The 12,736-nt window shown below is 63.0% G+C and carries 14 protein-coding genes; 2 read left to right on the top strand and 12 right to left on the bottom strand.

Annotated features, from left to right (window positions below):
- Window position 1: 1 nt before the first annotated feature.
- Both CFB45_RS01735 and CFB45_RS01730 read right to left on the bottom strand, forming a co-directional pair.
- Complete coding sequence (locus tag CFB45_RS01735) at window positions 2–2,218, bottom strand: cytochrome c biogenesis protein ResB (RefSeq protein WP_089424305.1); 2,217 nt, start codon at window positions 2,216–2,218, stop codon at window positions 2–4.
- Between the two features lie 204 nt (window positions 2,219–2,422).
- Window positions 2,423–3,076, bottom strand: a complete 654-nt coding sequence (locus CFB45_RS01730; RefSeq protein WP_089424304.1) for a c-type cytochrome — start codon at window positions 3,074–3,076, stop codon at window positions 2,423–2,425.
- Between the two features lie 214 nt (window positions 3,077–3,290).
- Between CFB45_RS01730 and yihA the strand changes: the two genes are divergently transcribed.
- Window positions 3,291–3,950 carry a ribosome biogenesis GTP-binding protein YihA/YsxC gene (gene yihA, locus CFB45_RS01725; RefSeq protein WP_089424303.1) on the top strand — a complete coding sequence of 220 codons (660 nt, stop codon included), beginning with the start codon at window positions 3,291–3,293 and terminating at the stop codon, window positions 3,948–3,950.
- Between the two features lie 252 nt (window positions 3,951–4,202).
- Window positions 4,203–5,201 (top strand): porphobilinogen synthase, encoded by a 999-nt coding sequence (gene hemB, locus CFB45_RS01720; RefSeq protein WP_089424302.1) that lies wholly within the window; start codon window positions 4,203–4,205, stop codon window positions 5,199–5,201.
- A 154-nt stretch (window positions 5,202–5,355) separates the two neighbouring features.
- On the opposite strand, the gene dsbD is transcribed toward hemB, so the two are convergent.
- The 10 genes from dsbD to secY all read right to left on the bottom strand — a co-directional run bounded on the left by dsbD (window position 5,356) and on the right by secY (window position 12,695).
- Window positions 5,356–7,212 carry a protein-disulfide reductase DsbD gene (gene dsbD / locus CFB45_RS01715; RefSeq protein WP_089424301.1) on the bottom strand — a complete coding sequence of 619 codons (1,857 nt, stop codon included), beginning with the start codon at window positions 7,210–7,212 and terminating at the stop codon, window positions 5,356–5,358.
- Window positions 7,205–7,531: a divalent-cation tolerance protein CutA gene (gene cutA, locus CFB45_RS01710; protein WP_089424300.1), complete on the bottom strand. Its 327-nt coding sequence runs from the start codon at window positions 7,529–7,531 to the stop codon at window positions 7,205–7,207. Before cutA ends, dsbD begins: the two co-directional genes overlap by 8 nt.
- Window positions 7,532–7,735: 204 nt before the next feature.
- Window positions 7,736–8,131 (bottom strand): 50S ribosomal protein L17, encoded by a 396-nt coding sequence (gene rplQ / locus CFB45_RS01705; protein WP_006477175.1) that lies wholly within the window; start codon window positions 8,129–8,131, stop codon window positions 7,736–7,738.
- A 137-nt stretch (window positions 8,132–8,268) separates the two neighbouring features.
- The gene (locus CFB45_RS01700) at window positions 8,269–9,246 is read right to left on the bottom strand and encodes a DNA-directed RNA polymerase subunit alpha (protein WP_006477176.1); all 978 of its coding nucleotides are present in this window, start codon (window positions 9,244–9,246) and stop codon (window positions 8,269–8,271) included.
- A gap of 124 nt (window positions 9,247–9,370) precedes the next feature.
- Window positions 9,371–9,994, bottom strand: a complete 624-nt coding sequence (gene rpsD, locus CFB45_RS01695) for a 30S ribosomal protein S4 (protein WP_021161733.1) — start codon at window positions 9,992–9,994, stop codon at window positions 9,371–9,373.
- A gap of 154 nt (window positions 9,995–10,148) precedes the next feature.
- On the bottom strand, window positions 10,149–10,550 hold the full coding sequence (rpsK, locus tag CFB45_RS01690; protein ID WP_004197937.1) for a 30S ribosomal protein S11: 402 nt from the start codon (window positions 10,548–10,550) through the stop codon (window positions 10,149–10,151).
- 28 nt (window positions 10,551–10,578) lie between these two features.
- Window positions 10,579–10,944, bottom strand: coding sequence for a 30S ribosomal protein S13 (rpsM, locus tag CFB45_RS01685; RefSeq protein ID WP_006477178.1), 366 nt, complete (start codon window positions 10,942–10,944; stop codon window positions 10,579–10,581).
- A gap of 38 nt (window positions 10,945–10,982) precedes the next feature.
- On the bottom strand, window positions 10,983–11,099 hold the full coding sequence (rpmJ, locus tag CFB45_RS01680; protein ID WP_004199844.1) for a 50S ribosomal protein L36: 117 nt from the start codon (window positions 11,097–11,099) through the stop codon (window positions 10,983–10,985).
- A gap of 20 nt (window positions 11,100–11,119) precedes the next feature.
- On the bottom strand, window positions 11,120–11,338 hold the full coding sequence (infA, locus tag CFB45_RS01675; protein WP_004521905.1) for a translation initiation factor IF-1: 219 nt from the start codon (window positions 11,336–11,338) through the stop codon (window positions 11,120–11,122).
- 7 nt (window positions 11,339–11,345) lie between these two features.
- Entirely contained in the window at window positions 11,346–12,695 is a 1,350-nt protein-coding gene (secY, locus tag CFB45_RS01670) for a preprotein translocase subunit SecY (protein ID WP_006482915.1), read from the bottom strand.
- Window positions 12,696–12,736: the final 41 nt, after the last annotated feature.

Below are 12,736 nucleotides of genomic sequence, written 5' to 3'. Positions count from 1 at the left end.
GTTACCGGGTGGAATTCTCGGAATCGGAACCGCCGCCGGCAGGCGGACGGGCCGTCGACGCCGCACCGGCCGGCGCGGCGTCGCGAGGTGCGGCGTGCAAGGCGGCACCGGCCGCGTCGCGCGTCTGCACGAACTCTTTCTCGAAATCGAAGGTCTTGCGGGCCGTGGACATTGCCATCACCACATCGACGCCCGAACCGGCGTCCTTCAACCAGAACCAGAGGCGCCGCTCGCGCACGTAGAACATCGAGAAGATGCCGGCGACCAGCAGCAGGCTGCCAAGATACACCAGATTCTTGCCGGGTGCGCGCGTCAACTGAAATACCGAAGCTTGCACCTGCTTGAATGAGTCAAGCTGCAAATAGACCGGGGATCCATACAAAAAGCTGTCGGATAGCGCATTGATCGCGTTCTGCACGAAGCGGATCGTGTCGGTGCCCTGCTGCGCCGCCGGCTCGCCCGCACGCTCGCGCGCGATCTGCCAGACCTCCCACATCGAGCCTTCGAGCATGCGCAGCAGCAGGCTTGCAGCCTTCTCCTGCTCGGCCTTCGGCACCGAGCGGTCGATGAACGTCGCCACGGCCTGGAAGCCGCCGATCGGCTGGCCGTCGGCGCCACGGCCGACGCTGTCGTCGCTCGCTGCAAAAAGGGTCAGCACCTTCAACGCGCTGTCCTGCAAACGGCTGCGCAGCGATGCATCCGTGCCCGGCAGCGAACGCTGCGCGAAGCGCGCAGCGGCCTCGGCGCGCGCGGACGGATCCTCGAGCGCGGCACGCAGGTGCATCCATTCGCCGATCGAATCCTGGCTGTCGGCCGGAATCCGCATGTAGCGGAACGGGTCGTTCGGGCTCGCACGCACGCCGGCGAGGAACACGCGCTCGCCGTTCATGTCGACGGGCAGCATGTAGTTGTTGAATTCGCGCGCCTGGCCGTCCTTGCCGCGGATCTTGTACTGCACGGACGGGCCGATGTTGTGGAGCTGCGTCGGCTTCGACGTCTTCGCGCCGGAGCCGAGGCGTTCGTCGAACGCTTCTTTCAGCGAGCTCGTCGTCGCGACACCGCGCACGTCCGGCTTGCCGTTCGCGTCGGCCATGTTCTCGACGTTGATCGCACGGAAATCGGAGAACTCGATCGTGTCGCCGTCGTTGCCCGGCATCTGCAGCGGCGCCGAACTGCCGATCGTCCCCTTCACGGGGAAGGTCTTCGCGTTGCCGCCCGTCATCGGATAGGCCGTCATCTGCATCTGCGAGCCGCCGTCCTGGAAGCTCGACTGGTAGATCGACACGCCCTTGTACGTGAACGGCTTGTTGACCTCGACGCGCGCCGGGATCTTCTGGCCGGTCTCGCGATCGATCACGACGATGTCGCTCGCGAACAGCTTCGGCATGCCCGTCGTGTAGTAGTCGACGATGAACTTGTTGAGCTGGATCGAGAACGGCAAGTCCTGGATCAGCGAGCCGCTCGGCTGGTTCAGGATCGCGGTCGACACGAACTGCCCCTCGGGCACCCATGCATAGCCGCGGAACGTCGGGTTCGACGCGGACAGGCGATGGTCGGGCGAGATCTCGCTGATCGTCGCGCTCGTGTTGACCGGGCTCTTGCCGAACATCCACATCTGGAATTTGATCGGCAGGTTGCTGTCGAGCAGGCCGCCGATACAGATCACGACGATCGCGAGGTGCGCGGAGATGTAGCCCCACTTGGTCATTGCACCGCGTTTCGCGGAGATCAGCGTCGCGCCGTCGTTCTCACGCACGATGTGCTTGTAGCCGGCCTTGGTGACGAACGTGGCGAGCGTCGCCGTGACCGTCGCGCGCGTGCCGGACGTCGTGTATTCGGCCTTGTGGTGGAAGGCCCGCAGGCTGCCTTCGCGAACCTTGTCCTTCCAGCTCTTCGCATCGGCGAGCATCTTCGGCGCGTTGCGGATCACGCACAGCGAGATCGACACGACGAGGAAGATCAGGATCAGCATGAACCACCACGCGCTGTACACGTTGTACAGGCCGAGCGAGCGGAAGATGTCCGCCCAGAACGGCCCGAACTGGTTCACATAGTTCGGATACGGATCGTCCTGGGTCAGGACCGTGCCGATGATGCTCGCAATCGACAGCACCACCAGCAGCGCAATCGCGAAGCGCATCGAGCTCAGCAGCTCGACCGCGCGCTTGGACGCACCCTGACCCGACTTCGACTGCAACCCCGACGTGGTAACGCTCATTCAAACTCCGACTCAGGGGAAACAGCCCCCAACGCTCACTGTGATTATTGCCCCCGAAGGGGCGGCCAGCACGCGCGTGACGGCCGGCGCGCGCTGACAAAAAAGAAGGGCGAGGCAACCGCAACGACGCGGCGCCCCACCCTTTTCTTGTTCTGACTCCGGCCGCCCTTCGGGCGCCCGGTCATTCCATTCGCGGCTGACCGCTCAACGCAGGCCCGCGATGTAATCCGCGACGGCCTTGATCTCGTTGTCCGACAGCCGCGTGGCGATCTGATGCATCGCCTCGTTGTTGTTGCGCGCGCCGGCACCCTGCTGGAACGCGGTCAACTGCGCGGCCGTGTAATCGGCCCATTGCCCCGACAGACGCGGGTACTGGACCGGGAGCCCTTGCCCTGTCGGCCCGTGGCAGCTCGCGCAGGCGGGTACGCCCTTCTCCGCGATGCCGCCGCGGTAGATCTTCTGGCCGATCGGTACGGTTGCCGCATCGCGTGCGGTGCCGAGCTTCGTCGTCTGCGACCCGTAGTACGCGGCGACGTTGCGCATGTCGTCCGCGCTCAGCGCGCTCGCGAATCCGACCATCACCGCGTTGGTGCGCACCGGCCCCTTCGCGCCCGGCTGCGTCTTGAAGTCGTTCAACTGCTTGACCAGATATTCGGGATGCTGGCCGGCGAGCTTCGGGAAACTGCCCGACGCGCTATTGCCGTCGGCGCCGTGACACGACGCGCAGACTTGCCCGGCAATCGCCTTGCCACGGTCGAGATCCGGCTTTGCCGCATCCGCCGCGTTTGCCTCCGCTACGAAACCTACGAACCCTGCTGCAACCTGAAGCACCATCAGAGACTTGCACAGTCGATTCATTCGCACACCCTGTTTCGTCTTGTGGGAATTTGAGGTTCTGCAAAAAACGACGGCGTTCAGTCTACCGCAGAAGCTACATAAAAGCGCGAGGCAGGCGCCCGGTAGCCTTCGGTAAAACCGCCGTATTGTACAATATCGTGTTGAAAGCTCCGGCGCCTATCGGGGCTACCCCGCCTCCACCAAGCGGCTCGCGCCGCCCGTCCTTCCGGTTCCCATGGCCTTTCTGCTCCATCAAGCCCGCTTCTACACGACCGTCAACCATCTGCGCGACCTGCCGCCGACGGTCCAGCCGGAAATCGCGTTCGCGGGCCGCTCGAATGCCGGCAAGTCGACGGCGATCAACGTGCTGTGCAACCAGAAGCGGCTCGCCTTCGCGTCGAAGACGCCCGGCCGCACGCAGCATATCAACTACTTCTCCGTCGGCCCGGCCGCCGAGCCCGTCGCGAACCTCGTCGACCTGCCCGGCTACGGCTACGCGGAAGTGCCCGGCGCCGCCAAGGCGCATTGGGAAATGCTGCTGTCGTCCTACCTCGCGACCCGCTCGCAGCTCTGCGGCCTGATCCTGATGATGGATTCGCGCCGTCCGCTGACCGATCTCGACCGCCGCATGATCGAGTGGTTCGTGCCGACCGGCAAGCCGATCCACACGCTGCTGACGAAGTGCGACAAATTGACGCGGCAGGAAAGCATCAACGCGCTGCGAACCACGCAAAAGGGGCTCGATGCGTATCGTGACCAGGGCGTTCAGGGCAAGCTGACGGTCCAGCTGTTCTCGGCGATGAAGCGCGTTGGGCTCGACGAAGCGCACGAATTGATCGAAAGCTGGGTGCGGCCGTCCGTCGCCGACGAAAAAAGCGAGCCTGTAGCACAATGATCGGGCAACGCGCGGCCGGGATCGGCGGCGCGCACCTGACGGCGCCTGCGGTTTCGGCCGGCTCATAAAAAAACCCGCCGTTGAACGGCGGGTCAAACAGCCTAATCGAAAAACGACAGGCACCCGCTCAGGGAGGAGAAGCGGGGAGCTGCACGCGACGCGTGCCGCTCGATCGCTATCATATACCAACGCTCCCGAAAATGACCTAAGGGTTCCGTAAGGTCTTACTGCCCTGATTTCTACCCAATCGCCATGAGCTTCCATCCGCTTCATCGTCCGCGCCGGATGCGCCGCGACGACTTCTCCCGGCGCCTGATGCGCGAAAACCGCCTGACCACCGACGACCTGATCTATCCGGTGTTCGTCGTCGAAGGCACCAACGAACGGCAGCCGGTGCCGTCGATGCCCGGCGTCGAACGTGTGTCCGTCGATCTGCTGATGCAGGTCGCCGAGCAGTGCGTCGAACTCGGCGTGCCCGTGCTGTCGCTGTTCCCGGCCATCGAGCCGTCGGTGAAAACGCCTGACGGTCGCGAGGCAGCCAATCCGGAAGGCCTGATCCCGCGCGCGGTGCGCGAGCTGAAGAAGCGCTTCCCCGAACTCGGCGTGCTGACCGACGTCGCACTCGACCCGTACACGAGCCATGGCCAGGACGGCGTGCTCGACGAAAACGGCTACGTGATCAACGACGACACGATCGAGATCCTGATCGATCAGGCGCGCGCGCAGGCGGAAGCCGGCGTCGACATCGTCGCCCCGTCGGACATGATGGACGGCCGCATCGGCGCGATCCGCGAAATGCTGGAAAGCGACGGCCATATCCACACGCGGATCATGGCCTATTCGGCCAAGTTCGCGTCGGCGTTCTACGGCCCGTTCCGCGACGCGGTCGGCTCGGCGTCCAACCTGGGCAAGGGCAACAAGATGACCTACCAGATGGATCCGGCGAACAGCGACGAAGCGCTGCGCGAAGTGCGCCTGGACATCGACGAAGGCGCCGACATGGTGATGGTCAAGCCCGGCATGCCGTACCTCGATATCGTGCGCCGCGTGAAGGACGAGTTCCGCTTCCCGACCTACGTGTACCAGGTGAGCGGTGAATACGCGATGCTGAAGGCCGCCGCGATGAACGGCTGGCTCGATCACGACAAGGTCGTGCTGGAATCGCTGCTCGCGTTCAAGCGCGCGGGCGCCGACGGCGTGCTCACGTACTTCGCGCTCGACGCCGCGCGTCTGCTGAAAGCGCAACGCTAAGCGCCTGCCGGCAGGCGGAAAGAAAAACGGCGGGACACTTCGGTGTCCCGCCGTTTTTTGTTTGCTGTCGATCGCGGCCGTATGCGTTGTCGATCGTCAATTCATGCCACGCAAGCGCGCCGGTTGGCCACCAGCGCGCCCGCGACGCGCATGGTCATACCGTCGGGACCGCAGCCCGGTCGAGGCTGCGCAGGAACGTCTCGGCCGCCTGATAGCCGACCACGCGCCCGATCTCGTTGCCGCTTCGATCGAAGAAGATGATGCCCGGCGGGCCGAACAGGTTGAAGCGCTTCAGCAGCGCCTGGTCGTCCGGGTTGTTCGCGGTAACGTCCGCACGCACGAGGTGAAGTTGCGCGAGTCGCGCCTGCACGCGCGCGTCGGTAAACGTCAGATGCTCCATCTCCTTGCAGCTCACGCACCAGTCGGCGTAGAAGTCGAGCATCACGGGCTGGCCCGCCGTCTTCAGCAGCGTGTCGAGTTCGCCGCTCGAGCGCACCGATGCGAACGCGGGCCCGTCCTGAGCAGCGGCCGCGCCTGCTGCCGCCGTACCGCCCGACGCAACCGTGCGTGCCGCCAGCACCGCCAGCGGCTTGACCGGATCGGTCGAGCCCGCGGCCAGGCCGACGAGCAGCGTAGCCGCCCAGATCGCGAGCGCGGCACCCACGCCACGGCCAAGGCGACGCCAGATCGACGTGGCGCCGGCATTCGGCGTGAACAGCCCGAGCGCCGCGGCCGCGATCAGCAGCCACAACGCAGCGAACACCATCTTCAGGCCACCGGCCAGCACCGGCCACACGATCCACAGCGCGGCTGCGAGCAGCACGATGCCGAAGAACACCTTCACGCCGTCCATCCATGCGCCGGCGCGCGGCAGTACCGTCCCGGCCCCGACGCCGACGACCAGCAGCGGCACGCCCAGCCCCAGCCCCATCGCGAACAGTGCAGCGCCGCCGAGCAGCGCATTGCCCGTGTGCGCGATGAAGGCGAGCACCGCGAACAGCGGCGCCGTCATGCATGCGCCGACGACCAGTGCGGACAGCGCGCCCATCGCCGCGACCGCGACGAAATGGCCGCCCTGGCGCGCGCTCGATGCCTCGGCCGCGCCGTTCTGCCAGCGCGCGGGCAGTGCGAGGTCCTTGCCCGAGATCAGCGAGACGGCAAACGCGGTCAACAGCACGCCGAACGCGCCGAGCACCCACGGGTTCTGCAGCCACGCGCCGAGGCTCTGGCCCACCAGCGCCGCGGCGATGCCGAGTACCGTGTAGACCAGCGCCATGCCGACCACATAGGTCAGCGACAGCGCGAAGCCGCGCGCATGCGTCGCGCGCGTGCCTTGGCCGATGATGATCGCCGACACGATCGGAATCATCGGATACGAACACGGCAGGAGGCTCAGCACGACGCCCGCGACGAAATACAGTGCGACGATCGTGAAGAAGCCATGCCCTTCGAGCAGCGACTGCGCGAAATCGGCGCTCGTGACCTTGTCGAACCAGCTGCCCGCGGCAACCTCATCGGCGGACGACTGCGACGACGAGGCGGCGCCCAGCGCGGCGCCATCGACCTTCACGACGTGCTCGGCCGGCGGATAGCAGATGCCCTCGTCCGCGCACCCCTGCGACGTCACCGCGAGCTCGAACGGACCTGACGCCTGCTTGACGGGCACATGCACGACGACTTCGTCACGGTAGGTCTCGACGTCCTTCTGGAACGTCTGGTCGAACTTCACGTGGCCGGCCGGGAATTGCGGATCGCCGAGCGTCGCCTGCCCGCTCTTCACCGCGAACGCGAACCGCTCACGGTACAGGTAATAGCCGTTGGCGACCTTGAAGTGGACGTCCACCTGTCCCGGCGATTCGCTCGCACTGAACTTGAACGCAACCGACGGATCGAGGAAATCGTCGGCCGCGCGCGCGACCGACAGGCCGCCCAGCACGAGCATGAACGACAACAGGACTGCGAGGAACCGCAGCGCGCGCACGCGCACGGGAAGCGCCATACCGTTAAACATGAAATAGACGTTGAGTTTCGCTGGTCACCCACTGACCGTACGCGGCCGATGCCGTCGTCTGCCACGAGACGACTTCGGGCGTCTCGTAAGGATGATGCGCGAGAATAAATCGCTCCAGTTCGAGCGCCCGCACGGGGCTCGTCTTGAACAGCAACTGGATCTCGTCGGCCGTTTCGACCTTGCCCTGCCAGTGATAGCGCGACTTGATCGCACCGAGCTCCGACACGCACGCGGCAAGCCGCGCATCGAGCGCACCGTCTGAAAGCGTGTTGGCGGTCTCGGCATCGGGCACCGTCGTCAGCATCAGCACCACTATCATCCGCGCCCTCCTGGCTGGTCTATCGGCTCCCGCCGACGCGAATTGCCCACCTGGGGCGCGCGCGCCGGCTGCCCCGTATCGTAGCGCAGCCCGCGCAACGCTGCCGGCACCGCCCTGCGACAATCGATCGCAGCCTGCGCCGGAAAAACAAAAAGGGCCAAGCAATTGCTCGGCCCCTTTCAGATACTGCTGCGTACCGGAAGCTTACTCAGCTTCTTGCACGTTTTCCGTTTCGTCGACTTCCGGACGATCGAGCAGCTCGACCAGTGCCATCGGTGCGTTGTCGCCCACGCGGAAGCCGAACTTCAGCACGCGCAGGTAGCCGCCCGGACGGTTCGCGAAACGCGGACCGAGCACGTCGAACAGCTTCGCCACCGAGTCACGATCGCGCAGGCGGTTGAACGCCAGGCGACGGTTTGCCAGCGACGGCTTCTTGCCGAGCGTGATCAGCGGCTCGACGACTTTACGGAGTTCCTTCGCCTTCGGCAGCGTCGTCTTGATGACTTCGTGCTCGATCAGCGAGTTGGACATGTTACGGAGCATAGCCAGACGGTGGCTGCTCGTGCGGTTCAGTTTCCGCAGACCATGACGATGGCGCATTTCAGTTTCCTTGATTCAAAGTTTTGATCCAGCTCTTCTATCGCACCTCGATGGGTGCACGGGCCGGTAACGAAAAAAGCAAGATGCGGATTTTAAAGGAAAATCCGCATCTTTGCCAACTACAGCAACAACCGGGCTTACTTGTCGAGACCAGCCGGCGGCCAGTTTTCGAGCTTCATGCCCAGCGTGAGACCGCGCGAAGCGAGCACTTCCTTGATCTCGTTGAGCGACTTGCGACCGAGGTTCGGCGTCTTCAGCAGCTCGTTTTCCGTGCGCTGGATCAGGTCGCCGATGTAGTAGATGTTCTCGGCCTTCAGGCAGTTCGCCGAACGAACCGTCAGCTCGAGATCGTCCACCGGACGCAGCAGGATCGGGTCGATCTGCGGTGCACGCGACGGCGCTTCGGCTGCCGTTTCCGTGCCTTCCAGCGCCGCGAACACGGACAGCTGGTCGACCAGGATGCGGGCCGATTGACGGATCGCTTCTTCCGGCGTGATCACACCGCTCGTCTCGATGTTCATCACGAGCTTGTCGAGGTCGGTACGCTGCTCGACACGTGCGCTTTCGACAGCGTAGCTCACGCGGCGAACCGGCGAGAACGATGCGTCGAGGACGATGCGGCCGATGATCTTGGCCGTGTCTTCGCCGTAGCGACGGACGTTGCCGGGCACATAGCCGCGACCCTTTTCGATCTTGATCTGAACGTCGAGCTTGCCGCCCTTCGACAGGTGCGCAATCACGTGATTCGGGTTGATGACTTCGCAGTCGTGAGCCAGCTCGATATCGCCGGCCGTGACAACGCCTTCACCTTCCTTGCGCAGCGTAACCGTCACTTCGTCACGGTTATGCAGCTTGAACACCACGCCCTTCAGGTTCAGCAGCAGGTTGACGACGTCTTCCTGCACGCCATCCAGCGTCGAGTACTCGTGCACCACGCCCGCGATCGTCACTTCGGTCGGCGCGTAGCCAACCATCGACGACAGCAGCACGCGGCGAAGCGCATTGCCCAAGGTGTGGCCGTAACCGCGTTCGAACGGTTCCATGACCACCCTCGCGTGGTTCTCGCCCAGCGATTCCACGGCGATGATCTTGGGTTTCAGCAAACTGGTTTGCATGGGCTTTCCTTTTCAATACCCTCGGCTCGTTACACCGATAAGGCTGACCGGTAACAACCAGAAAATAAACAGCCGAGGCCCCTCCTTGCGCAACGCAATCGGGGTACCTCGGCCGTCAATCGGATTAACGCGAATACAATTCGACGATCAGGCTTTCGTTGATGTCGCCTGCGATTTCAGCGCGTTCCGGCATTTGCTTGAACGTGCCTTCGAACTTCTTCGCATCGACTGCAACCCAGCTCGGCATGCCGCCTTGCTCGGCCAGCGACAGCGCTTCGACGATACGCGCCTGCTTCTTCGCCTTTTCGCGGATCGCGACGATGTCACCTGCCTTCACTTGCTGCGACGGGACGTTCGCGACGACGCCGTTCACGGTGATCGACTTGTGGCTCACCAGCTGACGCGCTTCAGCGCGGGTCGAGCCGAAGCCCATGCGATACACGACGTTGTCGAGACGCGACTCGAGCAGTTGCAGCAGGTTTTCACCCGTGTTGCCCTTGCGGCGGTCGGCTTCAGCGAAGTAGCGGCGGAACTGACGCTCCAGCACGCCGTAGATACGCTTGACCTTCTGCTTTTCGCGCAGCTGCGTACCGTAGTCGGACGTACGTGCGCCCGAGGTACGGCCGTGCTGACCCGGCTTGCTGTCGAGCTTGCACTTGTCGGCGAGCGAGCGGCGTGCGCTCTTCAGGAACAGGTCGGTGCCTTCACGGCGGGACAGCTTGGCCTTCGGGCCGATATAACGTGCCACTTTGCATTCCTCTATCAATCAGTCACGCAGATCTGAATCCGCGCTAGTTCGCGCCCTTTGGGGCGAACGGTGGGCTTAGTCAATCAAAAAAGCAACGCCCGTCGACGCTGAGCGGCGACAGGCAATGTGCTAGCACGAACGTGCCAGCACACCTTTAGATACGACGACGCTTCGGCGGACGGCAGCCGTTGTGCGGAATCGGGGTGACATCCGAAATCGCGGTGATCTTGATGCCGAGGCCGTGCAGTGCGCGCACTGCCGACTCACGACCCGGGCCCGGGCCCTTGATCCGCACTTCCAGATTCTTCACGCCGTATTCCATCGCGACGCGGCCAGCCGACTCGGCTGCGACCTGGGCAGCGAACGGCGTCGATTTGCGCGAGCCCTTGAAGCCCTGACCGCCCGACGTCGCCCATGCCAGTGCGTTGCCTTGGCGATCGGTGATCGTGATGATCGTGTTGTTGAACGACGCGTGAACGTGAACCACGCCTTCAGCGACGTTCTTCTTAACCTTCTTGCGAACGCGTTGCGCCGCGGTGTTCGAAGCCTTAGCCATTACGTTTTCCTGTAACTGTCAGTTCCGCTTACTTCTTCAGCGCTTGCGCTGCACGACGCGGACCCTTGCGAGTACGTGCGTTCGTACGCGTACGCTGACCGCGCATCGGCAGGCCCTTGCGATGACGAACACCACGGTAGCAACCGAGGTCCATCAGGCGCTTGATGTTCATCGTCACTTCACGGCGCAGATCGCCTTCGACGACAAACTTGCCCACTTCTTCACGCAGCTTTTCCAAGTCTGCGTCGGTCAAGTCCTTGACCTTCTTCGAAAAATCGACGCCAGCTGCCACGCAGATGCTGCGCGAACGGGTGCGGCCGACACCAAAGATTGCCGTCAGGCCGATCTCGGTGTGCTGGTGATTCGGGATGTTAACCCCTGCGATACGAGCCATTGTTTTTCCTCAAACAAAAAGCGCAAACAAACGCGCGGTCAGCCTTGGCGCTGCTTGTGGCGCGGATCCGAGCTGCAGATCACGCGAACGACGCCTTTGCGCTTGATGATCTTGCAATTGCGGCAAATGCGCTTAACCGATGCCATCACTTTCATGATAATACCCTTTTTTCAAATCACTTCGCCCGGAACACGATCCGCGCACGAGACAGATCGTAAGGCGTCAATTCAACCGTCACCTTGTCGCCAGGCAGGATGCGGATGTAGTGCATCCGCATCTTCCCGGAAATATGCCCCAACACGACATGGCCGTTTTCCAGCTTCACGCGGAAGGTCGCATTCGGGAGGTTTTCAATCACCTCACCCTGCATCTGGATTACATCGTCTTTGGCCATAGTCCTTTCAACGCATCGGGATGTTGCCGCCCTTGAAGTTCGCCTTCTTGAGCAGTGACTCATACTGTTGCGACATAACGTACGACTGCACCTGCGCCATAAAGTCCATCGTGACGACGACAATGATCAGCAGCGACGTTCCACCAAAATAAAACGGCACGTTCCAGCGCAGCACCAGAAACTCCGGCAGCAGACACACGAAGACGATGTAGATCGCACCGGCCAGCGTCAGACGCGTGAGGATGCGGTCGATATATCGTGCGGTCTGATCGCCCGGGCGGATACCCGGAACAAACGCGCCGCTCTTCTTCAGGTTGTCTGCGGTTTCCCTGCTGTTGAACACCAGTGCGGTGTAGAAGAAGCAGAAAAACACGATCGCCAGCGTGTACAGCAGCACATAGACCGGCTGGCCCGGCTTCAGCGCTTCCGCAACGTTATGCAACGTATTGGAAATCCAGCTTCCCGTCGGCTGACCGGTACTGAACCAGCCGAGAATCGTTGCCGGGAACAGAATGATCGACGATGCAAAGATCGGCGGAATCACACCCGACATGTTCAGCTTCAGCGGCAGATGCGACGACTGCCCACCGTAGATCTTGTTGCCGACCTGGCGCTTCGCGTAGTTCACGAGGATCTTGCGCTGACCGCGTTCGATGAACACGACCAGGTAAGTCACCGCGGCAATCAGGACGACGATGATGATCGCCGAAATGATGCTCATCGAACCCGTACGCACCAGCTCGAACAACCCACCGACGGCATTCGGGAACCCTGCTGCGATCCCGCCGAAGATGATGATCGAGATACCGTTGCCCAGACCACGCTCGGTAATCTGCTCGCCGAGCCACATCAGGAACATCGTACCGGTAACCAGCGTCACGACCGTCGTCAGACGGAACAGCATGCCGGGGTCAGTAACGAGGCCCGGCTGGTTTTCCAGCGCAGCCGCGATACCGAACGCCTGGAAGGTCGCGAGCACCACGGTGAAATACCGCGTGTACTGCGTGATCTTCCGTTGCCCTGCCTGCCCTTCCTTCTTCAGCGCCTCGAGCTGCGGCGAGACAATCGCCAGCAACTGCATGATGATCGACGCCGAGATGTACGGCATGATCCCCAGCGCAAAGATCGTAAAGCGGGAAAGCGCGCCACCCGAGAACATGTTGAACATGCCCAGGATGCCGCCCGCCTGGCTCTGGAACAGCTTCGCCAGTTGATCCGGATCGATGCCCGGCACGGGAATGTGCGCGCCGATGCGATAGACGATCAGCGCCAGGAGCAAGAACATTGCTCGCCGGCGCAGATCGCCGAATTTCGCCGTGCTTCGACCGGGTTTTGCAAGACTCGGGCTGTTAGCCAAGTACCTTCTCCGATGAATGCAAGTGACGACGCGCTACGCGT

The organism is Burkholderia sp. HI2500, from assembly GCF_002223055.1.
Lineage (GTDB): Bacteria > Pseudomonadota > Gammaproteobacteria > Burkholderiales > Burkholderiaceae > Burkholderia.
The sequence above is the reverse complement of the archived record's forward strand: the minus strand, read 5'-3'. Positions and strand labels throughout refer to the sequence as shown.

Excerpts from the sequence above, each read along its gene's own strand:
- CFB45_RS01735 (WP_089424305.1), bottom strand. The coding sequence starts at position 2,218 with ATGAGCGTTACCACGTCGGGGTTGCAGTCGAAGTCGGGTCAGGGTGCG.
- CFB45_RS01730 (WP_089424304.1), bottom strand. The coding sequence starts at position 3,076 with ATGAATCGACTGTGCAAGTCTCTGATGGTGCTTCAGGTTGCAGCAGGG.
- yihA (WP_089424303.1), top strand. The coding sequence starts at position 3,291 with ATGGCCTTTCTGCTCCATCAAGCCCGCTTCTACACGACCGTCAACCAT.
- hemB (WP_089424302.1), top strand. The coding sequence starts at position 4,203 with ATGAGCTTCCATCCGCTTCATCGTCCGCGCCGGATGCGCCGCGACGAC.
- dsbD (WP_089424301.1), bottom strand. The coding sequence starts at position 7,212 with ATGTTTAACGGTATGGCGCTTCCCGTGCGCGTGCGCGCGCTGCGGTTC.
- cutA (WP_089424300.1), bottom strand. The coding sequence starts at position 7,531 with ATGATAGTGGTGCTGATGCTGACGACGGTGCCCGATGCCGAGACCGCC.
- rplQ (WP_006477175.1), bottom strand. The coding sequence starts at position 8,131 with ATGCGCCATCGTCATGGTCTGCGGAAACTGAACCGCACGAGCAGCCAC.
- CFB45_RS01700 (WP_006477176.1), bottom strand. The coding sequence starts at position 9,246 with ATGCAAACCAGTTTGCTGAAACCCAAGATCATCGCCGTGGAATCGCTG.
- rpsK (WP_004197937.1), bottom strand. The coding sequence starts at position 10,550 with ATGGCTAAGGCTTCGAACACCGCGGCGCAACGCGTTCGCAAGAAGGTT.
- rpsM (WP_006477178.1), bottom strand. The coding sequence starts at position 10,944 with ATGGCTCGTATCGCAGGGGTTAACATCCCGAATCACCAGCACACCGAG.
- rpmJ (WP_004199844.1), bottom strand. The coding sequence starts at position 11,099 with ATGAAAGTGATGGCATCGGTTAAGCGCATTTGCCGCAATTGCAAGATC.
- infA (WP_004521905.1), bottom strand. The coding sequence starts at position 11,338 with ATGGCCAAAGACGATGTAATCCAGATGCAGGGTGAGGTGATTGAAAAC.